The sequence below is a fragment of the Catellatospora sp. KI3 genome, assembly GCF_029948125.1.
Lineage (GTDB): Bacteria > Actinomycetota > Actinomycetes > Mycobacteriales > Micromonosporaceae > Catellatospora.
This window is the reverse complement of the sequence record NZ_JASAMB010000018.1, coordinates 116,148-139,411: the sequence shown is the minus strand read 5'-3', so window position 1 is coordinate 139,411 and position 23,264 is coordinate 116,148. Positions and strand designations below refer to the sequence as shown.

Here is a 23,264-nt window from a genome sequence, read left to right as displayed (position 1 = left end):
GTGTCGCGGGGCGCTCTGCGTCTGCGGGTCATGGCAGGACGATGAACTCCACCCGGCGGTTGATCGAGCGGTTGGCCTCGGTGGTGTCCGGGACCTTCAGCCGCGTCTCGCCGTAGCCGACCGAGGTCAGCCGTCCGGCGGCGACCCCGTGCGCGACCAGGAAGTCGACCACCGTCTTGGCTCGCGCCCGGCTCAGCGCCAGGTTGGTCTCGGCCGAGCCGATGGTGTCGGTGTGGCCCTCGATGCGCACCTTGACCGTCGGGTTCTCGTTCAGGATCTGCGCGGCCCGGGCCAGCGTCGCCTGCCCGGCCGTGGTGAGCACGACGCGGTTGTCCAGGAAGGTCACCGGCGGCAGGCTGACCAGCGCCTGCTGCACCTCGACCTTGAGCTGGTCGATCACGCTGGCGCCCGAGGCCACCGCCGCGGTCGCGATCGCGTCCTTGGCCGCCTGGGTCTCGATGGTGCCGGTCAGCGTCAGGGCGCCCTCGCGCAGCTCCACCGAGGCGTCGGTGGCGTTCTTGCCCAGGGCCTGCAGCACCGGCGGCAGGCCGGTGAGCCCGGTGCCGCCGACCGTGGCGTCGACGGTGACCTGGTTGTCGACCTCGGCCGAGATCGCGGTCGCGGCCTGCGCCAGCGCGGTGCGGGTGGCCTCGTCGGGCACCCGGCCGCTCAGCGTGACCTTGCCGCCGACCACCTTGACCAGCACCGACGGCAGGCCGGGCGCGGGCGTCGGCGACGGCTCGACCGCCGGGGTCTCGGGGAACTCAGCCTCGGCGACCCGGACGCCCTCCAACGCGCGGACGATGGCCAGCGCCCGGTCCGCCTCGGCGGCCGAGGCGACGCGCAGCGTGCCGTCGCGGCCGATGAAGCTGACCCGGATGCCGGTCAGCCCGGCCGCGGCCAGTGCCTGCTCGGACCGGCCGGTGAGGTTGTCCTCGATCTGGTGCCGGTTGGGGATGTGCTGCGCCACCACGATGCCGGTCAGCCCGACCACGGCGACGGTCAGCCCCACCAGGCGGCTGAACCTGCGGTTGTCGCGGTTGGTCATCAGGCCCGTCCCGTGTCGCGCCCGGCGACCAGGCGGCGGGCCAGGTCCTCGAACCCGGCCTCGTCGCCGTCGGCGAGCAGCTGGGCCTGCGCGGCCCAGGTCACGATGCTGGGCGCGAACTTCATGCCCGCGTTCTCGATCGCCGTGCGCAGGGTGGTCTCGTCGGCGGCGGCGAGCTGGGCGTAAGTGCGGATGCCGGCGGTGTTCAGGGCGGCCTTCATCTTCGGGCCGATGCCCTCGATGCGCTCGATGTCGTCGGCGGGGGTGTCGTCGACCGCGACGGCGACGGCCGCGGCCACGGGGATGTCGGCGTCGGCGGCGTCATCCGGTTCGACCTGCTTGGGCACGGCGGCCTTCACGATCGGGGCGACCTTGGTGACCGGGCGCTGCTGCACCTCGATCTCGTCCGGCTCGGCGGCGGGCTCGGCGGCGGCGACGACCGGCTGCTCGGCGGCGGCCTGCGCGGCGTCGGCCTTGGCCGACTCCATCGCCACCACGTCCTCGCGGATGCGGGACAGGGTGATCGTGTCGACCATCTCCTCGTCGACGACCTCCTCAATGGACTCCGGCTTGCGCCGCGCCCAGAGCAGATAGCCGACGAGCAGGCCCAGGATGAAGGCCGCGATGATTATGAGGAGCGACTGGCCGATGAACCAGGCCACGAAGACCTCCAAAGTGAACGCGCTTTTCGGGGTGAAGCGCTGCGGGAAACTCGGGGCAGCTTCGCATACGCCCGACGGTTGCGACAGAGCGCACCGGCCGGTTGTGGCGTCGTCGGCAGGGGTGGAAGCGGTTCGGCTGCTTGACACTCCACCGCTCGGACACAGGCCCTTGACCGCCCGGCGCGGTGTGCGACCATATCGACGGGAGCCGACGTCGAAACGGCCGCCAGGGTGGGGCAGGCCCGGCCGGACCACGACGTCATGTCAGCCAAGCTTCGACCCGCGTCACCGCGCCGTACGCCGGTGGCGTGCGAAAGGACTCCCGCTCATGACTACCGGACCCCTGTCCCCGACCCGCCGCGCCCGTGCGCTGCGCCTGCGCGCGGCGGTGCTGGCCGCGCTGTCGGCGCTGGCCCTGGCCGTGCTGATGCTGCCGCGCCTGCCCGCGGCTGCCCTCACCGTGACCACGCCGGTCACCGGCAACACCACCTGGTTCGACGCGCTCGGCGCACCCTACGGCGGCTGCGGGTTGCCGCAGGCCGACCTCGACAGCCAGGACTTCATCGCGCTCAACGTGTTCAACACCCCCGGCGACTACGCCTACTCGACGCGGCCCGTGCCGGCCGGGACGAAGGTCGGGGCCTGGGACAACGGGCGCAACTGCGGCCGCTGGGTGCAGGTCACCGTCGGCGACTACTGCACCGGTATCAACGACGGGGCGCCCGGCCAGGCGTTCTGCCGCAACGGGTCGTACGTCGCCGACGGCTACAACGGCGGCGTGCTGAACATGCTGGTCGCCGACAGCTGCGGCGACGCCAACGCGTGGTGCCGGGACGATCCGTACCACATCGACCTGGCCAAGGCGTCGCTCAACCGGTTCGTCAAGAACGGCGCCCCGCTGGCCGACCTGTACCCGAACCACTTCAACAACCGCCACATGACCTGGCAGTTCATCCCCGCGCCGAACTACAGCGGGGACATCGAGATCGGGTTCATGCGCGGCGCCCAGTCGTGGTGGGGCGCGATCGCGGTCAACCACCTGGCCAACGGCATCCACGGGGTGGAGTACTTCGCCAACGGGGCCTGGCAGGCCGCGAGCATGAACAGCGACATGGGCCAGAGCTACATCACCGCGCCGGTCACCTCGGGCGGCACCCAGTTCCAGATCCGGGTCCGCGACGCCAACGACGTCCTGATCAACAACGGCCGGGTGTACACGTTCTCGCTGCCCGCCTCCTGCGGTTCCTCCTGCCCGGGGGCGTACACCGAGGTCGCCTACACCACCAGCGGCGGCCCCTCCGGCAGCCCGTCGGCCACTGCCAGCGCCAGTGCTTCGCCGAGCCCGAGCCCGAGCGCGTCGCCCAGCGCGTCGCCGAGCCCGTCGCCCAGCCCGTCGGGCCAGGCCGGCGCATGCACCGCGACCGGGTCGGTGTCCAGCCAGTGGCAGGGCGGCTGGCAGGGCCAGATCACCGTCACCGCCGGGGCGGCGCCGATCAGCGCCTGGACGGTCAGGTTCACGCTCCCGGCCGGGGCGTCGATCACGCAGCTGTGGAACGGCGTGCTGACGGTCAGCGGCTCGACCGCGACCGTCAAGAACGCGACCTACAACGGCAGCCTGAACGCGCGCGGCTCCACCACGTTCGGCTTCACGGCGAGCGGCACCCCCTTCACCGTCCCCCTCACCTGCACCTCCCCGTAGCGTGTTCGTGCGGTTCCGGGGAAAGTGCGCGAATCGAGGCCAAGATTCCAGCACTTTCCCCGGAACCGCACCGGTCTAGGATGCGCGTGTGTCGATGACGATCACGCATGTGCGCGACCTGGACTCGGTCGTGGGGCGGTTCCTGGGCCACAGCGAGTGGCACGAGATCACGCAGCGGCAGGTGGACCTGTTCGCCGAGGCCACCTGGGACCACCAGTGGATCCACACCGACCCGGAGCGCGCCGCCGCCGGGCCGTACGGGCAGACCATCGCGCACGGCTTCCTCACCATGTCGCTGACGCCGACCCTGCTCGCCGAGATCTGGCGCGTGGACGGCGTCGACATGACCGTCAACCAGGGCATGGACAACCTGCGCCTGCGCGCGCCGGTCCCGGTCGGCGCGAAGGTGCGGATGGGGGCCGACCTGCTGTCGGCCCGCACCCGCCCGCGGGGCTACCACGAGGTCGTGGTGAAGCTGGTGTGGGAGCTGGAGCACGCGGGCCGGCAGAAGAAGGCGGCCACCGCCGACCTGACCATCCTGCTGCGCCAGACCGCCGCGGATCCGGTGCCCCAGCCGGCGGCCTAGCTCAGGGCTGCTGCCCGCTCCAGCGGGCGTCGTCCTCATCCCACTGCTCGTTGCGCTCCTGCACGCGCTGGAGCGCCTGCTCGGCCTCGGCGGCCGTACCGTACGGGCCGAGCAGGTTCTTGGCGGGGCAGCGGTCCTTGCCCGTCTCGACGCGGTGGTGCGCTACGCACCAGAAGTACTGCGGCGGGTTCCCGACATCGGTCATAGAGTCACTATGCCCCGCCGCGCACTCCTACAACACCGAGACGTGTACGTGGTTGGTGTGGTCGCCCGCGGGGGAGTCGCCGCAGTTGGAGCCCGCGGAGCTGTACGACTTCCAGGCGCCGTTGACCCAGATCTTGCAGTACCAGATCACGTACATGATGCCGAGGCGGCCGGCGTTCTTGATGTAGAACGAGGCCAGCTCGTTGCCGTAGGTGCGGTTGGCGCCGCTGGCGGACCGGTTCTCGAACCCGCTGACCCCGGCGGCGAAGTCGCAGGCGCGCCCCTTCGGGTGCTCGCCGTCGCCGCCGCTGCGGTGGCAGGAGACGTAGTGGTTGAACCCGGCGGCCTTGGCCTGGTTCATCGCCCACAGCGTGCGCGGGGTGATGCAGCCGCTCGTGGTCGGGTCGTTGATGCTGCACGTCTCCTTGGGCCACGACCCGTCGGAGTTGCGCGGGGCGGGCTTGGCCAGCGGCGAGTTCGGGTTGATGTACCCGGTGGTGCCGCCGCCGCCCACGGCCGCCCGCAGCTCCTTCTCCACCGCCTTCTTGCGCTTGTCCATGTCGGCGAGCGCGGCCTGCTCGGTCTTGATCTCGGCTGCGAGCGTGGCCCTGGCGTCGTTGATCTCGCGCTGGCGCTGGGTCAGCGTGGCCAGGCGGCTCTGGTCGCGCTCGGTGAGCCGGTCCATCGCGCTGGCCCGCTGGAGCAGCGAACCGGGCTCGCCGCCGCTGATCATGAGGCTGATGACGCCGAGCCGGCTGGTCTTGTACGCCTCCGCCGCGTACGCCCCGACGAGCTTCTTGAGCCCGACCAGGTCGGCCTCGGCGGCGGCCAGTTCGGCGTTGAGCGCCTTCTGCCGGGCCTGCGAGGCCTCCAGCGTCGCCTGCGCCTCCAGGTAGCCCTTGGCCAGGCTGTCGAGGTTCGCGCGCAGCTTGGCCAGCTTGGCGTTGCTGCCCTCGTTCGGCGGCTCGGCCAGCGCGGGCGCGGCCGGGGCCAGCCCGGTCAGCAGCAGGGTCACGACGGCCAGCAGCAGCGCGGCCGTAGTGCCACGCCGTCTCGGCCGCCGGGGCGCGATGGGGGTCACGGGGGTTCCTTCCGTCGGTGCCGCGCGGACTCCGCCGGTGCCGTCCGGGCCGCCGGGGGCGGCGGCCGGGGGAGCGGGCCAGGTGGTGGGGCCACTGGCGGAGTCGGGGTGCGCGACGGTTGGCAGGCGGTACGTGAACGGGGCTCGGTGCCAGGACAGGCGGTCAGACTACCGCGTCGCGGCGGGGCCGCTCAAAAGCGCATTCGAGCGACGCCCGGCCGGGCAGGTAATAGTGTTATCCGGAGGGGATTGTGTCGTCTCGCACCGTTTCGGCGCTATTCACGGCCTGGATGGTGCTGGTTGGCGTGCTCTACTACGCCATCGCACCGGTCCAGGTGTGGCTGTGGGCCGTACTGGGGATCAGCGGCGTCCTGGCGATCGAGCTGGGCATCCGCCGCAACCGCCCCAGACGCGCGCGCCCATGGCACCTGCTCGCCCTCGCGCTGCTCCTCTTCGTGGTCGGCGACGCCGCCTCGGCGCTGATAAACCGCAACGCGGCCACCCCGTACCACGTGCCCTTCCTCGTCGACCTGTGCTACCTGGTCATGTTCATCGTGATGAGCATGGGTCTGATGGGCCTGGCCAGCTCCGGCTCGGCGATCAGGGACCGGGCCGGGGTGCTGGACGCGCTCACCCTCCTGCTCGGCGTCGGACTGCTGGCCTGGGTGATCGTCATCGAGCCCCGCTTCGACACCCCCGGTCTCAGCCCGCTGGACCAGATCACCACCATCGCGTATCCCCTGGCCGATCTGGTGCTGCTCAGCATGGTGCTGCGCATCGTGGTGGTGTCGCGGTGGAGCGCGCCGGTGGTCCTGCTCGCGATCGGCGGTGCGGGCATGTTCGTCAGCGACATGCTGCACCTGTTCGCCCGCCTGGACGGCTTCTGGCACATCGGCGGCCAGCTCGACGTGGGGTGGATGCTGCTCTACTGGGGCTGGGGCCTGGCCGCGCTCCAGCCGCAGATGGTGTGGCTGACCGAGCCCCGCTCGCTGCAGTCCAACGAGCTGAGCGGGCGGCGGGTGGTCATCCTCGCCCTCTCCTCGCTCGCGCCGCCCGCGCTGCTGCTGGTCGAGGGGCTGCGCGGTCCCGTCGACAACGGCGAGATCATCGCGATCCTGACCGTGGCCATGTTCGTGCTGGTCCTGGTGCGGCTGATCGACGCGATGCGCAGCCACACGCAGTCGCTGACCCGGGAGCGGATGCTGCGCGAGGCCGGGGTGGAGCTGGTCGGCTCGACCGATACCGCCCAGGTGTCCGACGCCGTGCGGCGGGCCGCGACCGGGCTGATGCCGCGGGACGCCGACCACCGGGTGGTCCTCTCCCTGAACCAGGCGGACCAGCCCGTCCCGGTCGGTTCGGCCGACGCCGGGCTCCCGAGTACGACCCGGCTCTGCCACATCGGCGACCTGCCCGAGCCGGACGCGCGCGAGCTGGCCGGATTCGACGTGGCGCTCAGCTGCCCGCTGGCCCCGGCCGACGGCGCCGCGGGCGGGCGCCGCATCGGCACGCTGCTGGTCGCCGCCGAAGAGAGCACGCTGCGTACGCTGCAGGGCTCGATCGAGGTGCTGGCGCTGCAGGCCGCGCTGGCCCTGGCCCGGATCACCGCCAACGACGAGATCAACCGGCGCGACAGCGAGGCGTACTTCCGGGCACTGGTGCACAACACGGCCGACGTGATCATGATCGTCGAGTCGGGCAACGAGATCCGGTACAGCAGCCCCTCGGCCATGGCCATGTTCGGCCGCGACCAGCTGGAGGGCACCGACCTGCTCGACCTGGTCGCGCCCGAGGAGCGCGAGCGCAGCGCGGCCTACCTGCGGCGGGCCCGCTGCGAACGGCGCGGCGAGACCACCGACTGGACCGTGTGCGGCGTCGGTGAACGCCGCATCCAGGTCGAGGTCTCCACCCGGGACCTGCGCGACGACCCGACCGTGGGCGGCCTCGTGGTCACCCTGCGCGACGTCACCCAGCGCCGCCGCCTGGAGCGCGAACTCACCCACCGGGCCTTCCACGACTCGCTCACCAGCCTGGCCAACCGGGCGCTGTTCGTCGACCGGGTGACGCTCGCCGTCGACCGGGCCCGGCGCAGCAGCACCATCGCGGGCGTCCTGTTCATCGACCTCGACGACTTCAAGGACGTCAACGACACCCTCGGCCACCCCGTCGGCGACCAGCTGCTCGCGGAGGTCGCCGAGCGGCTGCGCGGCGTGCTGCGCCCGCACGACACCGCCGCCCGCCTGGGCGGCGACGAGTTCGCGGCACTGATCGAGGACGCCGCCGACACCGCCGCGATCGAGGGCGTCGCCGAGCGGGTGGTCCGGGCGCTGTCGATGCCGGTCCCGATCGGCGACCACCTGGTGCCCGCCGAGGCCAGCGTCGGCGTCGCCACCACCCGGCACGCCGACGACGGCGACGAGCTGCTGCGCCACGCCGACCTGGCGCTCTACGCCGCCAAGGGCGCGGGCAAGGGCCAGTGGCGCCGCTACCAGCCCGCGCTGCACGAGGCACTGATCGAGCGCCTGCAACTGCGCGCCGACCTGGACCGGGCCGTGGCCGAGCAGGAGTTCAGCCTGCGCTACCAGCCGGTGGTCGGGCTCGACGGCGGGCAGACCGTCGGCCTGGAGGCGCTGGTGCGCTGGGAGCACCCGGCCCGGGGCACCCTCGCCCCGGACGAGTTCATCGGAGTGGCCGAGGAGTCCGGCCTGATCGTGCCGATCGGTGCTCAGGTGGTCCGCCAGGCGCTGACCGCCGCGGCGCTGTGGCCGACCCGGGTCGGGGTCGGGCCGTACGTCAGCATCAACGTCTCCGCCCGCCAGTTCCGCACCCCCGGCGTCGTCGCCGACCTGCTGCGCCAGCTCGACGACGCGGGCCTGCCGCCGCACCGGCTGATGCTGGAGATCGTCGAGACGCTGCTGCTGCACGACGACGAGGAAGTCTGGGCCGACCTGGCCGAACTGCGCGAAGCGGGCGTACGGGTGGCCATCGACGACTTCGGCACCGGCTACTCCTCGCTCAGCTACCTGCGCCAGGTATCCCTCGACGTGGTCAAACTGGACAAGTCGTTCGTCGGTGCCATCGAGACGTCACCGCAGCAGCGCGCCCTGGTCGAGGGCATCGTCCGGCTCGCCGGGACGCTCGGGCTGGAGGTCATCGCCGAAGGCATCGAGACCGAGCAGCAGCGCGAGATCCTGCGCGACATCGGCTGCGGCTTCGGCCAGGGCTACCTGTTCAGCAAACCCCTGCCCGCCCCCGAGACCACCGCCTGGCTCCTCACCGAACTGAAGTAGTAAGGAAGGGCCCCTTCTTATCGCTTTCCGTAGGTGAAGGGCCCCTTCCTAACGCCGCCTGCCGCAGGCGGCGCGAGGCGGGGGCGCGTAGCGTGGCGGGGTGCGGATCGTGTCGCTGGTGCCGTCGCTGACCGAGGCCGTGGCCGCCACCCTGCCCGACGGCCTGGTCGGGGCCACCGACTGGTGCACCCACCCGGCCGACCTGGCCGTCACCCGCGTCGGCGGCACCAAGTACCCCGACCTCGACCGGGTGCTGGCGCTGCGCCCCGACGTGGTGCTGGTCAACATGGAGGAGAACCGGGTCGAGGACGCCGACGCGCTTCGGGCCGCGGGGGTCGAGCTGTTCGTGACCTTCCCGCGTACCGTCGACGAGGCCCTCACCGACCTGGGCGCCATGCTCACCGCCCTCGGCGCGCCCGCCGAACCCGGCTGGCTGGCCGACGCCCGCGCCGCCTGGGCCGCCGTCACGCCCCCACCCGCCCGCCGGGCGATCATCCCGGTATGGCGCCGCCCCTGGATCGTGCTCGGCGGCGGCACCTTCGCCGGCGACGTCCTGCGCCGCCTCGGCGTCACCAACGCCTACGCCGCCGACCCCGACCGCTACCCCCGCCCCACCCTCGCCGAACTCCGCGAACAGGGCGCCGACCTGGTGGTGCTCCCCGACGAGCCCTACCTGTTCACCGACGACGACGGCCCCGAGTCGTTCCCCGGCCTGCCCTACGCCCTGGTCAGCGGCCGCCACCTCACCTGGTACGGCCCCTCGCTGGCCGAGGCCCCAGGCCTCCTCGCCGCCCGACTCGCGGCCGCCCACGCCCGCCCCGCACCCTGACCCGCCGCCGCCCGCCGCCCGCCGCTCGCCGCCCGCTCGACGCGGAGGATCATGCAGTTTCGGGGAAACTGCGCGAATCCGCCCCAAGATTCCAGCACTTTCCCCGAAACTGCACCCGCCCCGCCCCGCGCGGCCCCGCCCCGCGCGGCCCCGCCCCGCGCGGCCCCGCCCCGCGCGGCCCCGCCCCGCGCGGCCCCGCCCCGCGCGGCCCCGCCCCGCGCGGCGTGGCGCGGGCGGCGTGGCGCGGCCCGTGCCCCTGCGGGGCGGGGTGCGGCGGCGGTCACGGCCAGGCGGCGAGTTCGGCCGCGCGCGGGGCGTGGACCAGCTCGGAGGCGGGCGCGTCGAAGCGCATGACCGGGCGGGTCGGGTCCCAGGCGGGCCAGCCGGGGTCGCCGGTGGCGGCGAAGGCGACCCAGGCGCGGTGCATCATGTCGGCCAGCGGCTGCGGCGGGGCGTCCCCGGCCAGGGCGCGGCCGTCGGGGCTGGCCAGGGTGTCGAAGACGAACCCGATCTCCAGCGCGTGGCAGGCGCCGAGCCGGTCGACGGGTGACCGCCAGGCGAACTCGTACAGCCAGGTGCGGGCGGGCAGGCGGGCGTCGGCCAGCCGGTTGAGCGGCAGGCGCAGCAGCCGGTCGGTGGCGATGATGCCCAGCAGCTCCCCGGGGACCGCCTGCGGCCACGCCGCCCGGTACGCCTGGACGGTGCGGCCCGGTACCCGGAACTTCGCCAGCGCCAGCCGCAGCGTCAGCCCGTTGATCTTCTCCAGCATCCCCGTCGGCACGAACCACAGCCGGTACTCCTCGGCGTTGTACCCGAGCATCACGTCGATCCCGGCGGCCGCGCCCGCGTGCAGCGCGCTCAGCGGGTCGCGCGGCACGGTGTCGCCGTCGACGGCGATGGTGAACCCGATGCCGTTGCCGATCGGCGCGCCGCTGCGGCTGACCGCCACCTGCGCGTCGAGCAGCCGCTTCGGGTCGGCGGCGGCGAACGCCTCGGCCGTGGCCGGGATGCGCAGCCGCTTGGCGACGGCGCGGGTGGGCCGGGCGGCCGCGTCGCGCGGCTGCGCGGTCGGGGCGCCGCTCTGCAGCACCGCCCGCCGGAACAGCCCCTCGGCGTACGGGCTGGTCAGCAGGGCGCCGATGGAGATTGACCCGGCGGATTCGCCGAAGACGGTGACGTTGCCGGGGTCGCCGCCGAAGGCCGCGATGTTGTCGCGTACCCACTCCAGGGCGGCGATCTGGTCGCGCAGCCCCAGGTTCGTCGGCGCGTCGGGGAAGACGCCGAAGCCCTCGACGCCCAGCCGGTAGTTGAGCGAGACGAGCACGACGCCGTCGCGGGCGAAGGCGCTGCCGTCGTACGCGGGCGGGCAGGAGGACCCGTTGCGCAGCGAGCCGCCGTGGATCCACACCATGACCGGGCAGACCGCACCGTCGGCGGGCGCCCAGACGTTCAGGTTGAGGCACTCGGTGCCGGGGACGTCCGGGTCGGGCAGCAGCCGGTCCATCGGCGGCGGGAACGGGGCCTTCGGGGCGGTCGGGCCGTAGGCCAGCGCGTCGCGTACGCCGTCCCAGGGCTGGACCCGGGCGGGGCGCCGGAAGCGGTGCGGGCCGAACGGCGCGGCCGCGTAGGGGATGCCGAGGAACACGGCGATGCCGTCGCTGATCCGGCCGCGTACCCGGCCGGACCGGGTCGCGACGATCGCCTCCGTCGCAATCTCCGTCATGGCCGTATTGTCCGCCGCCCGGGGGTAAGGAAGGGCCCCTTCTTACCGGAATGTGTAGTAGAAGGGGCCCTTCTTAACGCGCCGTCCTCGGCGCGGAGCGGTGAGGGCGGGGGGAGGTGGCGTGGTCAGACCGCCGCGGCGGCGGCGCGGCCGGCCTGGCGGCCGGAGAAGAGGCAGCCGCCCAGGAAGGTGCCCTCCAACGACCGGTACCCGTGCACCCCGCCGCCGCCGAAGCCGGACACCTCGCCCGCCGCGTACACGCCGGGCAGCGGCGTACCGTCGGCGCGCAGCACCCGGCCGGACAGGTCGGTCTCCAGCCCGCCCAGCGTCTTGCGGGTGAGGATGTTCAGCCGCACCGCGATCAGCGGCCCGGCCTTCGGGTCGAGCAGCTTGTGCGGCGTGGCCACCCGGATCAGCTTGTCGCCGCGGTAGTTGCGGGCGCCCCGGATCGCGGTGACCTGCAGATCCTTGGTGAACGCGTGGTCCATCTCCCGGTCGCGCGCCTCGACCTGGCGCCGTACCTCCGCGACGTCCAGCAGCGGCGTCTCGGTCAGCTTGTTCATACCCGCGACCAGCTCGTCCAGGGTGTTCGCGACGACGAAGTCGGCGCCGTTGCGCTTGAACGCCTCGACCGGGCCGGGCGCGCCGGGCAGCACCCGCTTGAGCAGCTGGCGCACGCTCTTGCCGGTCAGGTCCGGGTTCTGCTCCGATCCCGAGAGCGCGAACTCCTTCTCGATGATCTTCTGGGTGAGCACGAACCAGGTGTGGTCGTGGCCGGTCGTCATGATGTGCTCGAGCGTGCCCAGGGTGTCGAAGCCGGGGAACAGCGGCACCGGCAGGCGGCGCCCGGTGGCGTCCAGCCACAGCGACGACGGGCCGGGCAGGATCCGGATGCCGTGCTTCTCCCAGATCGGCGCCCAGTTCTCGATGCCCTCGGTGTAGTGCCACATCCGGTCCGGGTTGATGATGTTCGCCCCGGCGGCCTCGCTGATGGCCAGCATCCGCCCGTCGACGTGCGCCGGCACGCCCGACAGCAGCTTCCTGGGCGGGGTGCCCAGCCGCTGCGGCCAGTTGCGCCGGACCAGGTCGTGGTTGCCGCCGATACCGCCCGAGGTCACGATCACGGCCTGGGCGCGAAGCGCGAATTCACCCGCGGGGGTACGGCTGGACGCCTCGCCCCGCTGCGCGGAGCTCGGTTCGAGCACGGTGCCGCGTACGCCGTCGACCACGCCCCCGGTCACGGTCAGCTCGTCCACCTGGTGCCGGAACGCCAGCTTCACCAGGCCCTTCTCCGCCGCCGCCCGCACCCGCGCGATGAACGGCGCGAGCAGCCCCGGCCCGGTGCCCCAGGTGATGTGGAAGCGCGGCACCGAGTTGCCGTGCCCGTCGGCCAGGTACCCGCCGCGCTCAGCCCAGCCGACCACGGGGAAGAACCGTACGCCCTGCTTGTGCAGCCAGGGCCGCTTCTCACCGGCGGCGAAGTCGACATACGCCTCGGCCCAGCGGCGCGGCCACGCGTCGCACTCGCGGTCGAACCCGGCGCTGCCCAGCCAGTCCTGCAGGGCCAGCTCGCGGGTGTCGCGGATGCCCATGCGGCGCTGCTCGGGGCTGTCGACCAGGAACAGGCCGCCGAACGACCAGAACGCCTGCCCGCCCAGCGCGGCCTCGGGCTCCTGGTCCAGCAGGATCACCCGGTTGCCCGCGTCGGCCAGCTCCGCGGTGGCCACTAGTCCGGCCAGGCCGGCCCCTACGACGATGACGTCGGCGTCCACGGGCGCCACTCTCCTCTGCCCCGCCGCGGCTGTGATGCGCGGCACTGTGCCGCGAGCTTAGCGAACGCGAAACCCATTCGCTTCCGGGGTACCACGTCGGGTTCCGGCGGTGCCCGCTTCCGGGGGCGCCCGCGGCGGTGGCGTCCCGCCTGCGCCGTCGCGCGTTGAAAAACGACGCTGGCCTATCTGGAGGACTGGTGCGGTGTTCCGCGTCCTCTGGATAGGCCAGCGTCGATGCTAGGTGGTGGCGCCAGGTGGTGGCACGGTGACGCGGCGCCACCACCTGGCCGGTCGAGCGGTCACGCCGCCTGGAGGATGAAGGTCCAGGTGGTCGTGGTGGTGCTGGCGGCAGCGGCGGTGGCGGTGAGGCCGCCGTAGCTGCCGGTCGGCAGCGAGCTGCCCGAGTCGGCCAGCAGGCCGGTGACCCGGCCGCCGCCCGTCTGCGAGCTGTTGCTGCGCACCTCGACCCCGGCCGGCGCGGTCAGCGCCGTGGAGGCGGCGTCGCCGTGCATCCAGTACGACACGCCCCAGCTCTGGCTCCCGGTCACCGCCGTGGTCGGCGTGATCCGGCCCGCGCTGCTGGCGATGTCCGTGGCACTGGCGAAGGTCACCCCGCCGACGCCGCGGTACGCCGCGACGACGAAGTTGCCCTTCGACTGCGCCGACAGCGTCACCCGCACCTGGGTGCCCGCGTCCCCGGCCGCCGCGACCTTGGTCCACACGGTCGTGGTGGCGTAGCCGCCGTCGAGGCGGTCCAGCTGGGTCCAGCCGGTCACTCCGGCCGGCGCACCGGCGGTGGCGTGCGTGTTCTGGCTGAGGACCAGCAGCAGCCGGTCGCCCGCCTGCACCGAGGACGGCACCGTCACCGCGTGCTGGGTGGCGTTGGCGTTCGCGGTGGCCTGCCCGACGAAGGAGATCTTCTCCGGGATCGGCGCGACGGTGACCTGCTGGGTGTCGGTGTCGGTGGCGCCCCGGTCGTCGGTGACGGTCAGCGTGACGCTGTACGTGCCGGCCGCCGCGAAGGTGTGCGACGTGGCCGGGACGCTGTCGGTGTCGGCGCTGGTGCCGTCGCCGAAGTTCCAGGCGTAGTTCTGGACCGCGCCGTCGGAGTCGGTGGAGCCCGAGCCCGACAGCGAGCAGATCAGACCGGTGCAGCTCGGCGCGAGGTTCGCGACCGGGTTGGCGTTGGCCGCCCCGCCCGCCCCCTTCAGGATCTTGATGTAGTCGATGTCACCGACGAAGTAGTCGCAGGTGACAGTGGCACCGTCGCACGCGCTCTTGCCGCCGATGGACAGCGGCCGAGGGTTGTTGATGGTGCCGGTCGGACCGTTGAGGCGGCTGGTGCGCACCCCGTCGACGAACATCTCGACGTACGCCGAGGTGCGGTTGCACGTGACGGTGTGCCACTGGCCGTCATTGATCGTGCCGTCCATGTAGCCGGTGCGCGAGGCACCGTCGGCGCCCCGGAACAGGCACTTCGGGCTGCCGCCCGGCGCCTCGAACTTCCAGTAGCCGCCGACCTGGCTGCCCTGCCCCTTCTGCATGATGTTGCCGAAGGAGTAGGTGGTCCGGTAGCGGATGGTGAACGAGAAGTCGCCCGCGTCGGGGTTGAAGTCGTTCGTGTGCGGGACGGTGTTGACGTGCCCCGGCACGTACTCCTTGTCCTCCGGCAGGTGCACGGCGAACCGGTGACCCGTGGCTCCGGCGTACAGCGTGCCGGTGGCCACCTCGTCGCCGATGGTGCCGTTCTTCCCGTTGCCGCTGCTGTCCACCAGCACGGTCGCGCCCGAGGACTCGTCCATGCTGTAGAACGCAACGGTCTTGGTGGCCGTCGCGTGCGCCGGGGCCGCTCCTACGAGGACCCCGCCGACCGCCATGGCGGCGACCACGCTCAACCTTCCGGCGGAGCGCAGCCCCCGTGGCTTGATGCTTGTACGCATGCGTTCCTCCTAGTCGTTGCTTCGGCCTCACCCTTCCATGTGTGAACAGACCGTTGAATGGCCCTTTGGGTTGACCACCTGACGCATTTCCGTCGCAGGTGGAGGGACTGGTTGACCGACGATCGGACGGTTGACCGCCGCACGGTGCATACAGCCGGGCGGCCCTATTCGGGGTATGCCGAGACCGTCGCGCGGCACCGCCGGGTGCGCGAGGATGGGGTCGTGAGCAGCCTGCCGATCATCGACCTGGCCCAGCCGCGTACCACCGTGGCGCACGGCATCCGCGCGGCCTGCCGCGACAGCGGCTTCTTCTACCTGACCGGGCACGGAGTGCCGGATGAGCTGCTGAAACAGCTCGACGCGGCCGCGCGTGAGTTCTTCGCGCTGCCCGAGGCCGACAAGCTGGAGCTGGCGATGGCGCGCGGCGGCCGGGCCTGGCGCGGCTTCTTCCCGGTCGGCGGCGAGCTGACCTCCGGCCGCCCCGACCTCAAGGAGGGCCTCTACTTCGGCACCGAACTGCCCGACGACGACCCCCGGGTACGGGCCGGCCTCCCGCTGCACGGCCGCAACCTCTTCCCGGCCGGGGTGCCCGAGCTGGGCCCGCTCGTGCTGACCTGTCTCGACACCCTCACCGCCGTGGCACAGGAGGTCATGCGCGGGGTGGCGGTCAGCCTGGACCTGGACGAGGAGTACTTCGCCGCCGGATACACCGCCGACCCGACCGTGCTGTTCCGGATCTTCCACTACCCGCCGGCGCCCGACGGCGACGACGGCTGGGGCGTGGGCGAGCACACCGACTACGGCCTGCTCACGCTGCTCGCCCAGGACGACAACGGCGGGCTGCAGGTCAAGACCCCGCGCGGCTGGATCGAGGCGCCGCCGGTGCCGGGCACGTTCGTGTGCAACATCGGCGACATGCTCGACCGGCTCACCGGCGGGTGGTACCGGTCGACACCGCACCGGGTACGCAACACCAGCGGTCGCGACCGCCTGTCCTTCCCGTTCTTCTTCGATCCCGCGTTCACCGCCGCGGTGCCGCCGCTGCCCGGCCGGGCCCGCACCGGCGACGACGGCCGGGACCGCTGGGACGGCCAGGACCTGCGCGCCTTCACCGGAACCTACGGCGAGTACCTGCTGGGCAAGGTGGGCAAGGTCTTCCCCGAACTGGGCGGGGCGGTGCTGTGATCGGCTCTTCGCCTGTTGGATGACGTCCTGTTCACCGTATGGCCAGATTCCGTCCACGTTGCCGGGTGACGGTGATCTGATCCGGTGTGCGGCCATTGCCCCGGACCGTCTGGCAGAACGGGGATCGTCGGTGACCGCTCGGTTCGAGTTCTACGAGCGGGCGCCGATGGGCGTCACCTGGCGCCTGCTGTCCAGCAACAACCGCGATCTCGGCCGCTCCGCGTCCGGGTACGCCGACGTCGGCGAGTGCATCACCGCGGTGGAGGTGCTGCGCGCGGCCCTGACCGACACCGAGCCCGAGGTGTACCGGGTGAACCGGCTGGCCTGGGCCTGGCGGCTCGACGTGGCCGCCGACGCGACGGCCGTGGCCAGCCGCGCCTACCAGCGCCGCGTCCAGGCCCAGACCGCCTGCGGCCTGTTCCTCAAGCTCGCGGCCCTCGCCGACGTCACCCCCGCCGTCCGCCAGTCCCGCACCTGACCACCCCCGGGCGCGCGCCGCCCCCGTCCCCGCCCTTCCGCGCCGACCATCAAGATCGCCGTCTTTGGACAGTCCAGGTGCAGTCACAACTATCGATGCCGGTCGGCTGTCCCGCATCCCGGGACAACGGCCTCGAAGATCACTGTCTGCGGTCACTCATCTGCATCGCCTCCGGCCGTTTCCCCGCATTCTGACCGCACCGGCCGATCTCCCAACGGTGATCGGCGTCCCCGGTCAAAACCCGCGCCTCAAGCACACATTCCGACCCCGATCAGCGATCATCCCCCGGCGCCCCCGGCGCCCCCGGCGCCCCCGGCGCCCCCGGCGCCCCCGGCGCCCCCGGCGCCCCCGGCGCCCCCGGCGCCCCCGGCGTCCCGGGTCAGTCGCCGGGTGGGGTGCGGCGGGATTGCTTGGTCAGGGAGCGGTGGCGCTTGGATTGCAGGCGGCGTGCGTGCGCGCCCTTGCTCATCTTGGTCGGGCGGCGCGGGGCCGGGGGCGGGGCGATGGCGGCGCGCAGCAGGGCGGCCAGCCGCTCGCGGGCGGCTTCGCGGTTGGCGAGCTGGGCCCGGTGCTCGCTGGCGGCGATGGTGATCACGCCGTCGACGAGCCGGTTGGCCAGCTGCGCCAGCGCGCGCAGGCGCTGCGGCTCCGACAGCGCGTGGGAGCGCTCCACATCATAGGAGAGCTCCACCCGGCTGTCGGCCGTGTTGACCCCCTGCCCGCCCGGCCCGGAGCTACGCGAGAACCGTTCCCGCAGCTCGCTACCGGGTATGACGACATGCTCGCTGATCATCAGATCCTGTGCCACGGCTCGCCTCACCCCTCCCGGTCGCCGTACGCCACGCGACGATCATGCCCCACGGAGAGCGTGTGCACACCCCGTTTTAGCGAACTAATATCGACACAACCCAATATATATTAATCGGTTTTGATGGCCCACGTCACAACACCGTCACGGAAAAGACCCCCGGTTGACACATCGACACCGCCCTCGTAGCGTAAGGCCACTTATCCGGTTCAGTAGACGCTTCGCTATATATGGGAGCGCTCCAAATGGTACGGAGGATGCCATGCGACTGACCAGGTCCCGTTGGGCCGTAGTCACCGCAGTCCTTGCCGTCGGCGCCGTGGTCCTCGCCGGTTGCAAGGGCGGGGACGAGCCCGCCAAGCCCGGCGGCCCGGTCGAGCTGAAGATCGCCTTCTGGGGCGACTTCGGCCTCGACGAGCTCAAGGCCAAGTACGAAGCCGCACACCCGAACGTGAAGATCGTCCTCAACTCGGGCGAATACAACGCGCAGCACGAAGACCTGCAGAAGAAGCTGATCGCCGGCTCCGGCGCGGCCGACATCGCCGCCATCGACGAGGGCTTCGTCGTCAGCTTCCGCAGCCAGGCCGACAAGTTCGTCAACCTGCTGGACAAGGGCGCGGGCAAGTACCAGGACAAGTACCTGCCCTGGAAGTGGAAGCAGTCGCTGTCGGCCGACGGCAAGACCCAGATCGGCCTCGGCACCGACGTCGGCGGCCTGGCCATGTGCTACCGCACCGACCTGTTCAAGGCCGCGGGCCTGCCCGTCGAGCGCGACGCGGTCTCGGCGCTGTGGCCCACCTGGGACGAGTTCATCAAGGTCGGCCAGGACTACACCGCCAAGTCGAAGAAGAAGTTCCTCGACAACGCCACCAACATGTTCAACCCGATCCTGGGCCAGCAGCCGGTGGGCTTCTACGACGAGTCCGAGGCGCTGAAGATGGAGGGCGGTCCGAAGATCGCCTTCGACACCACCATGAAGGCCATCGACGCGGGCCTGTCGGCGAACCTGGCGGCCTGGTCGCCGGAGTGGAACGCGGGCTTCGTCAAGGGCGACTTCGCGGTGCTGGCCTGCCCGGCCTGGATGCAGGGGCACATCAAGAACACCGCGCCGGACACCTCCGGCAAGTGGGACGTGGCCGCGATCCCGGGCGGCGGCGGCAACTGGGGCGGCTCTTTCCTGACCATCCCGAAGTCCGGCAAGCACACCGCCGAGGCGTATGAGCTGCTGGAGTGGCTGATCCAGCCCGAGCAGCAGATCGAGATCTTCAAGAAGGTCGGCAACCTGCCCTCCCAGCCGGCCCTGTACAAGGACCCGGCCATCGCCGACTTCAAGAACCCGTTCTTCAGCAACGCCCCGGTTGGCCAGATCTTCAGCAAGACCGCGGAGGGCCTGACCCCGCAGTACCTGGGCAAGAAGAACGGCCCGACCCGCGTCGCGGTCGAGAACGTCATCAACTCCGTGCAGGCCGGCACGACCAAGTCCGCTGACGCCTGGGCCCAGGCGCTCAAGGAGGCGGACAAGGCGGCCAAGGCCTGACCCGCCGCGTTGCAGTGGGGATCTGAAGAGGTGGGCGTCTCCCTACGGCGTCCACCTCTTCGCCCGCGCCGCATCATATCGACCGATCTCGGTTAACTGGAGGTAATCGTGCGCGGGTTGTCACACCGGCTGCACCGCTTCGACGTGCGGCAGATGCCGTACGTCCTCGTCGCTCCGTTCTTCATCCTCTTCGCCGTGTTCGGCCTGTTCCCGCTGGTCTTCAACGGGATCGTGGCCCTGCGCACCTGGCGGCTGGACGACCCCGCCCAGGACGGCTGGGCCGGGCTGGCCAACTTCGAGCGCCTGACCGGCGACGAGGACTTCTGGAACGCGCTGTTCAACACGTTCGGCATCTTCGTGCTGTCCACGGTGCCGCAGCTGTTCGCCGCGGTGTGCATCGCGCACCTGCTGAACCGAAAGCTCAAGGGCAAGATCTGGTTCCGGGTGAGCATGCTGCTGCCGTACATCACGCCGCTGACCGCGTCCACGCTGGTCTTCCTGGTGATCTTCTCGAAGAACAGCGGTGTGGCCAACTGGGTGCTGTCGCTGATCGGGCTGAACGACCCGAGTGACCCGCTGGACTGGCGGGCCGGGAAGGCGCAGTCCTGGATCGCCATCGCCACCATGGTCAACTGGAAGTGGATCGGCTACAACGCGCTGCTCTACCTGTCGGCGATGCAGACCATCCCGCGCGACATCTACGAGGCCTCGGCCCTGGACGGCGCGGGCGCGTGGAAGCAGCTGTGGCGGGTGACCGTACCCATGATCCTGCCGGTCGTGATCTTCACGGTGGTGCTGTCCACCATCGGCGGGCTGCAGCTGTTCACCGAGCCGATGCTGTTTGAGGCCAACCCGGCGGCGGCCACCGGCGGCTCCAACGGCGAGTGGCAGACCATCGCCCAGCTCATCTACAAGGTCGGCTGGAAGAACCTCAACCTGGGCTACGCCGCGGCGATGTCCTGGGCCCTGTTCCTGATCATCGTCCTCGTCGCCGGGCTCAACGCGCTGGTGGCGAACCGGCTCGGAGGAGGACGTCGGTGACCACGACCGTCGACCGGGAGCGCACCGCGCCGCCCGCCACCCCGCCCGCGCGGGTACGCAGAATCAGGCCCTCCCAACTGGGCCGCGCCCCGCAGGACACCCCGGCGGGCGCCTGGACGTACGTCCTGCTCACCGCGTTCTTCCTCATCTCGGCGTACCCGATCTACTGGATGTTCGTCATCGCGACCAGCACCGACGCCGCGCTGGCCGACATCCCGCCGCGCTTCCTGCCCGGTGACAACCTCGGCACCAACCTGACCGAGGTGTTCACCCTCGAGGACGTCTACTTCGCCGAGTCGCTGCTCAACAGCGTGATCGTGTCGACCCTGGTGACGGTGTCGATCCTGTTCTTCTGCTCGGTGGCCGGGTTCGCCTTCGCCAAGCTGCGGTTCAAGGGCAGCAGGGTGCTGATGCTCATCGTCATCCTGACCCTGACCGTGCCCAACCAGCTCGGCGTGGTCGCGCTGTACATCCTGATGGGCAAGCTGCCCGGCCAGGGCGAGGGCGGCTGGAACGGCAGCCTGCTCGCGGTCATCGTGCCCGGCCTGGTCAGCGCGTTCGGCGTGTTCTACATGCGGCAGTTCATCATCGGCGCGGTGCCCGACGAGCTGATCGAGTCCGGCCGCGTCGACGGCGCCACCACCATGCGCATCTACTGGAGCCTGGTGCTGCCCGCGATCCGGCCCGCGCTGGCGGTGCTGGGCCTGCTCACCTTCGTCGGCACCTGGAACGACTTCCAGTGGCCGCTGATCACCCTCGGCGGCTCCGACTACCCCACCTCGATGGTGGCCCTGTTCGACCTGGCCAGCGGCAACTACGTGCTCTACCGCCGGGTGCTGGCAGGAGCGCTCGTCGCCACCCTGCCGTTGATTCTGATGTTGGTAGTCGGGGGCAGGCAGATCGTCCGCGGCATCATGGAGGGTGCGGTCAAATCGTGATGGCGACAGCAAGCAGCATGGTCCGGCTCCACCGGGGCTGGACCGTGTCCGCCCGGGACACCCCGGTCGAGGTCACCGGGGTGCCCGCGAGCGTGCCGGGGTGCGTGCACACCGACCTGCTCGCGGCCGGGCTGATCGAGGACCCGTACCTCGACGACAACGAGGACCGGCTCGCCTGGATCGGCCGCACCCGGTGGGAGTACCGGACCGGGTTCGAGTGGGCCGGCCCCGGCGACGACCGGATCGACCTGGTCTGCGCCGGACTCGACACGGTGGCCGTGCTGGAGCTCAACGGAGTCGAGATCGGCCGGACCGCGAACATGCACCGCGGCTACCGCTTCGACCTGCGCTCGGCGCTCAACCACGGGCACAACGACCTCAAGATCACATTCGATTCCGCGTACGACTACACGGCCGCGATGGCGCGGCAGGTGGGCGCCCGGCCGGGGGCGTACGACGAGCCGTACAACCTGATCCGCAAGATGGCCTGCAACTTCGGCTGGGACTGGGGCCCGACGCTGGTCACCGCCGGGATCTGGCAGCCGATCGGGCTGCACAGCTGGTCCACGGCGCGGCTGGCGCAGGTCCGCCCGCTGGTCACCGTCGACGGCGCCACCGGCCGGATCGAGCTGCACGTCGAGGTGGAGCGCGCCTCCGCCGAGGCGCTGACCGTCACCGCCGAGATCGACGGGATCACCGTGATCGGCGCGGTGCCCGCCGGGCAGATCACCACGGTGCTGCACGTGGAGGTGCCGGACGTGCGGCGGTGGTGGCCGCGCGGCTACGGCGAGCAGCCGCTGTACCCGCTGCGGGTGGTGCTGGCCACCGGGGGCGGGCGCGAGCTGGGCCGGTGGGAGCGCCGGGTCGGCTTCCGCACGGTACGGCTGGACACGGCGCCCGACGCGCACGGCACGCCGTACACCGTGGTCGTCAACGACCGGCCCGTCTACGTCAAGGGCGTCAACTGGATCCCCGACGACACCTTCGTCACCCGGATCACCCGCGAGCGCCTGGCCGAGCGCTTCCAGCAGGCGTGCGCCGCCAACATCAACTACCTGCGGGTATGGGGCGGCGGCCGCTACGAGTCCGAGGACTTCTACGAGCTCGCCGACGAGCTGGGGCTCATGGTCGGGCAGGACTTCCTGTTCGCGTGCGCGGCGTACCCGGAGGAGGAGCCGTTCGCGGCCGAGGTGGCGGCCGAGGCGCGCGAGCAGGTGGTGCGCCTGGCGTCGCACCCGAGCCTGGTGACCTGGACCGGCAACAACGAGAACATCTGGGGCTTCGCCGACTGGGGCTGGCCGGAGCGGCTGCAGGGGCGCAGCTGGGGTGCGGGCTTCTACCACGGACTGCTGCCGTCCATCGTGGCCGAACTGGACCCGACCCGGCCGTACTGGCCGGGCAGCCCCTGGTCTGGCCGCGACGACCTGCACCCCAACGACCCCGACCACGGCACCACCCACCTGTGGGAGGTGTGGAACCGGATCGACTACACGCACTACCGCGACAGCGTGCCGCGGTTCGTGGCCGAGTTCGGCTTCCAGGCGCCCCCCGCGTACGCCACGCTGCGCCGCGCCCTGCGCGACGAGCCGCTGGCCAGCGACTCACCCGGCATGCGGCACCACCAGAAGGCGATCGACGGCGACCTGAAGCTGCGGCGCGGGCTCGACGCGCACCTGCCCCTGCCCGCCGACTTCGACGACTGGCACTACCTCACCCAGCTCAACCAGGCCCGCGCGATCAGCCTGGCGCTGGAGCACTTCCGCTCGCACACCCCGCACAACATGGGCGCGATCGTCTGGCAGCTCAACGACTGCTGGCCGGTCACGTCCTGGGCGGCCGTCGACGGCGACGGGCGGCGCAAGCCGCTCTGGCACGCGCTGCGCCGGTCGTTCGCCCCGCACCTGCTCACCATTCAGCCCCGGCCGGACGGCCCGGCCCTGGTCGCGGTCAACGACACCGACCAGGTCTGGACCGCCCAGGCCGTGGTGACCCGGCACGGCCTGGGCGGCGACGCCCTGGCCCGGACCGAGGTCGCGCTGGCCGTCGCGCCCCGCTCGGCGGTCACCGTGCCGCTGCCCGCCGACGTCGCCGCCTGCGGCGACCGGACCGGGGAGCTGCTGCGCGCGACCGCCGGCGAGGAGACCGCGCTGTGGTTCTTCGCCGAGGACCACGAGATCGACTACCCGCCGGCCCGGTACGAGGCGAAGGTCGTGCGCGGCGGCACCGCGTACGAGGTGACCGTCACGGCCGGGACGATCCTGCGCGACCTCGTGCTCAGCCCCGACCGGCTCGACCCGGCGGCCCAGGTGGACCAGGCCCTGGTCACCCTGCTGCCGGGGGAGTCGGCGACCTTCACGGTGACCGGCGCCGCGCTCGGCGACCCGGCAGCCCTGGCCGCCCGGCCGGTGCTGCGCTGCGTCAACGACATCGCGCGCACCTGACCCCA

Annotated in this window: 18 protein-coding genes; 10 read left to right on the top strand and 8 right to left on the bottom strand. The window is 71.8% G+C overall.

What is annotated here, in order from left to right; genetic code table 11:
• Positions 1-28: 28 nt before the first annotated feature.
• Both QEZ54_RS26045 and QEZ54_RS26040 read right to left on the bottom strand, forming a co-directional pair.
• On the bottom strand, positions 29-1,048 hold the full coding sequence (locus QEZ54_RS26045; protein ID WP_281307340.1) for an OmpA family protein: 1,020 nt from the start codon (positions 1,046-1,048) through the stop codon (positions 29-31).
• Positions 1,048-1,710 carry a helix-hairpin-helix domain-containing protein gene (locus QEZ54_RS26040; RefSeq protein WP_281307339.1) on the bottom strand — a complete coding sequence of 221 codons (663 nt, stop codon included), beginning with the start codon at positions 1,708-1,710 and terminating at the stop codon, positions 1,048-1,050. The genes QEZ54_RS26045 and QEZ54_RS26040 overlap by 1 nt, the downstream gene beginning before the upstream one ends.
• Positions 1,711-2,038: 328 nt before the next feature.
• On the opposite strand from QEZ54_RS26040, the gene QEZ54_RS26035 reads away from it, so the two are divergent.
• Both QEZ54_RS26035 and QEZ54_RS26030 read left to right on the top strand, forming a co-directional pair.
• Positions 2,039-3,409 (top strand): cellulose binding domain-containing protein, encoded by a 1,371-nt coding sequence (locus QEZ54_RS26035; RefSeq protein WP_281307338.1) that lies wholly within the window; start codon positions 2,039-2,041, stop codon positions 3,407-3,409.
• Positions 3,410-3,503: 94 nt separating this feature from the next.
• The gene (locus tag QEZ54_RS26030) at positions 3,504-3,995 is read left to right on the top strand and encodes a MaoC family dehydratase (protein ID WP_281307337.1); all 492 of its coding nucleotides are present in this window, start codon (positions 3,504-3,506) and stop codon (positions 3,993-3,995) included.
• Between the two features lies 1 nt (position 3,996).
• On the opposite strand, the gene QEZ54_RS26025 is transcribed toward QEZ54_RS26030, so the two are convergent.
• Complete coding sequence (locus QEZ54_RS26025) at positions 3,997-4,200, bottom strand: hypothetical protein (RefSeq protein WP_281307336.1); 204 nt, start codon at positions 4,198-4,200, stop codon at positions 3,997-3,999.
• Between the two features lie 27 nt (positions 4,201-4,227).
• Positions 4,228-5,280 carry a hypothetical protein gene (locus QEZ54_RS26020; RefSeq protein ID WP_281307335.1) on the bottom strand — a complete coding sequence of 351 codons (1,053 nt, stop codon included), beginning with the start codon at positions 5,278-5,280 and terminating at the stop codon, positions 4,228-4,230.
• A gap of 290 nt (positions 5,281-5,570) precedes the next feature.
• Here QEZ54_RS26020 and QEZ54_RS26015 point away from each other — a divergent pair, with 290 nt between their 5' ends.
• Both QEZ54_RS26015 and QEZ54_RS26010 read left to right on the top strand, forming a co-directional pair.
• On the top strand, positions 5,571-8,567 hold the full coding sequence (locus tag QEZ54_RS26015) for an EAL domain-containing protein (protein WP_281307334.1): 2,997 nt from the start codon (positions 5,571-5,573) through the stop codon (positions 8,565-8,567).
• A 100-nt stretch (positions 8,568-8,667) separates the two neighbouring features.
• Positions 8,668-9,396 (top strand): helical backbone metal receptor, encoded by a 729-nt coding sequence (locus QEZ54_RS26010; protein WP_281307333.1) that lies wholly within the window; start codon positions 8,668-8,670, stop codon positions 9,394-9,396.
• Between the two features lie 280 nt (positions 9,397-9,676).
• Here QEZ54_RS26010 and QEZ54_RS26005 read toward each other — a convergent pair whose 3' ends face one another.
• The 3 genes from QEZ54_RS26005 to QEZ54_RS25995 all read right to left on the bottom strand — a co-directional run bounded on the left by QEZ54_RS26005 (position 9,677) and on the right by QEZ54_RS25995 (position 14,831).
• Positions 9,677-11,119, bottom strand: coding sequence for a carboxylesterase family protein (locus QEZ54_RS26005; RefSeq protein ID WP_281307332.1), 1,443 nt, complete (start codon positions 11,117-11,119; stop codon positions 9,677-9,679).
• Between the two features lie 125 nt (positions 11,120-11,244).
• Positions 11,245-12,891 carry an FAD-binding dehydrogenase gene (locus QEZ54_RS26000; protein ID WP_281307331.1) on the bottom strand — a complete coding sequence of 549 codons (1,647 nt, stop codon included), beginning with the start codon at positions 12,889-12,891 and terminating at the stop codon, positions 11,245-11,247.
• A 299-nt stretch (positions 12,892-13,190) separates the two neighbouring features.
• Positions 13,191-14,831 (bottom strand): PKD domain-containing protein, encoded by a 1,641-nt coding sequence (locus tag QEZ54_RS25995; RefSeq protein ID WP_281307330.1) that lies wholly within the window; start codon positions 14,829-14,831, stop codon positions 13,191-13,193.
• A 222-nt stretch (positions 14,832-15,053) separates the two neighbouring features.
• On the opposite strand from QEZ54_RS25995, the gene QEZ54_RS25990 reads away from it, so the two are divergent.
• Positions 15,054-16,016 carry a 2-oxoglutarate and iron-dependent oxygenase domain-containing protein gene (locus tag QEZ54_RS25990; RefSeq protein WP_281307329.1) on the top strand — a complete coding sequence of 321 codons (963 nt, stop codon included), beginning with the start codon at positions 15,054-15,056 and terminating at the stop codon, positions 16,014-16,016.
• A gap of 130 nt (positions 16,017-16,146) precedes the next feature.
• The gene (locus QEZ54_RS25985; protein ID WP_281307328.1) at positions 16,147-16,494 is read left to right on the top strand and encodes a hypothetical protein; all 348 of its coding nucleotides are present in this window, start codon (positions 16,147-16,149) and stop codon (positions 16,492-16,494) included.
• Positions 16,495-16,873: 379 nt separating this feature from the next.
• Here the strand turns inward: QEZ54_RS25985 and arfB are convergent, their stop codons facing one another.
• Positions 16,874-17,287 (bottom strand): alternative ribosome rescue aminoacyl-tRNA hydrolase ArfB, encoded by a 414-nt coding sequence (arfB, locus tag QEZ54_RS25980; protein ID WP_281307390.1) that lies wholly within the window; start codon positions 17,285-17,287, stop codon positions 16,874-16,876.
• Between the two features lie 277 nt (positions 17,288-17,564).
• Here arfB and QEZ54_RS25975 point away from each other — a divergent pair, with 277 nt between their 5' ends.
• The 4 genes from QEZ54_RS25975 to QEZ54_RS25960 all read left to right on the top strand — a co-directional run bounded on the left by QEZ54_RS25975 (position 17,565) and on the right by QEZ54_RS25960 (position 23,259).
• Positions 17,565-18,839, top strand: coding sequence for an extracellular solute-binding protein (locus QEZ54_RS25975; protein WP_281307327.1), 1,275 nt, complete (start codon positions 17,565-17,567; stop codon positions 18,837-18,839).
• A 108-nt stretch (positions 18,840-18,947) separates the two neighbouring features.
• Complete coding sequence (locus QEZ54_RS25970; RefSeq protein ID WP_281307326.1) at positions 18,948-19,880, top strand: sugar ABC transporter permease; 933 nt, start codon at positions 18,948-18,950, stop codon at positions 19,878-19,880.
• A 62-nt stretch (positions 19,881-19,942) separates the two neighbouring features.
• A complete protein-coding gene (locus QEZ54_RS25965) occupies positions 19,943-20,818 on the top strand; it encodes a carbohydrate ABC transporter permease (protein WP_281307389.1) in 876 nt (291 codons plus the stop codon).
• Positions 20,818-23,259, top strand: coding sequence for a glycoside hydrolase family 2 TIM barrel-domain containing protein (locus QEZ54_RS25960; RefSeq protein WP_348650574.1), 2,442 nt, complete (start codon positions 20,818-20,820; stop codon positions 23,257-23,259). Before QEZ54_RS25965 ends, QEZ54_RS25960 begins: the two co-directional genes overlap by 1 nt.
• The last annotated feature ends 5 nt before the right edge of the window (positions 23,260-23,264 follow it).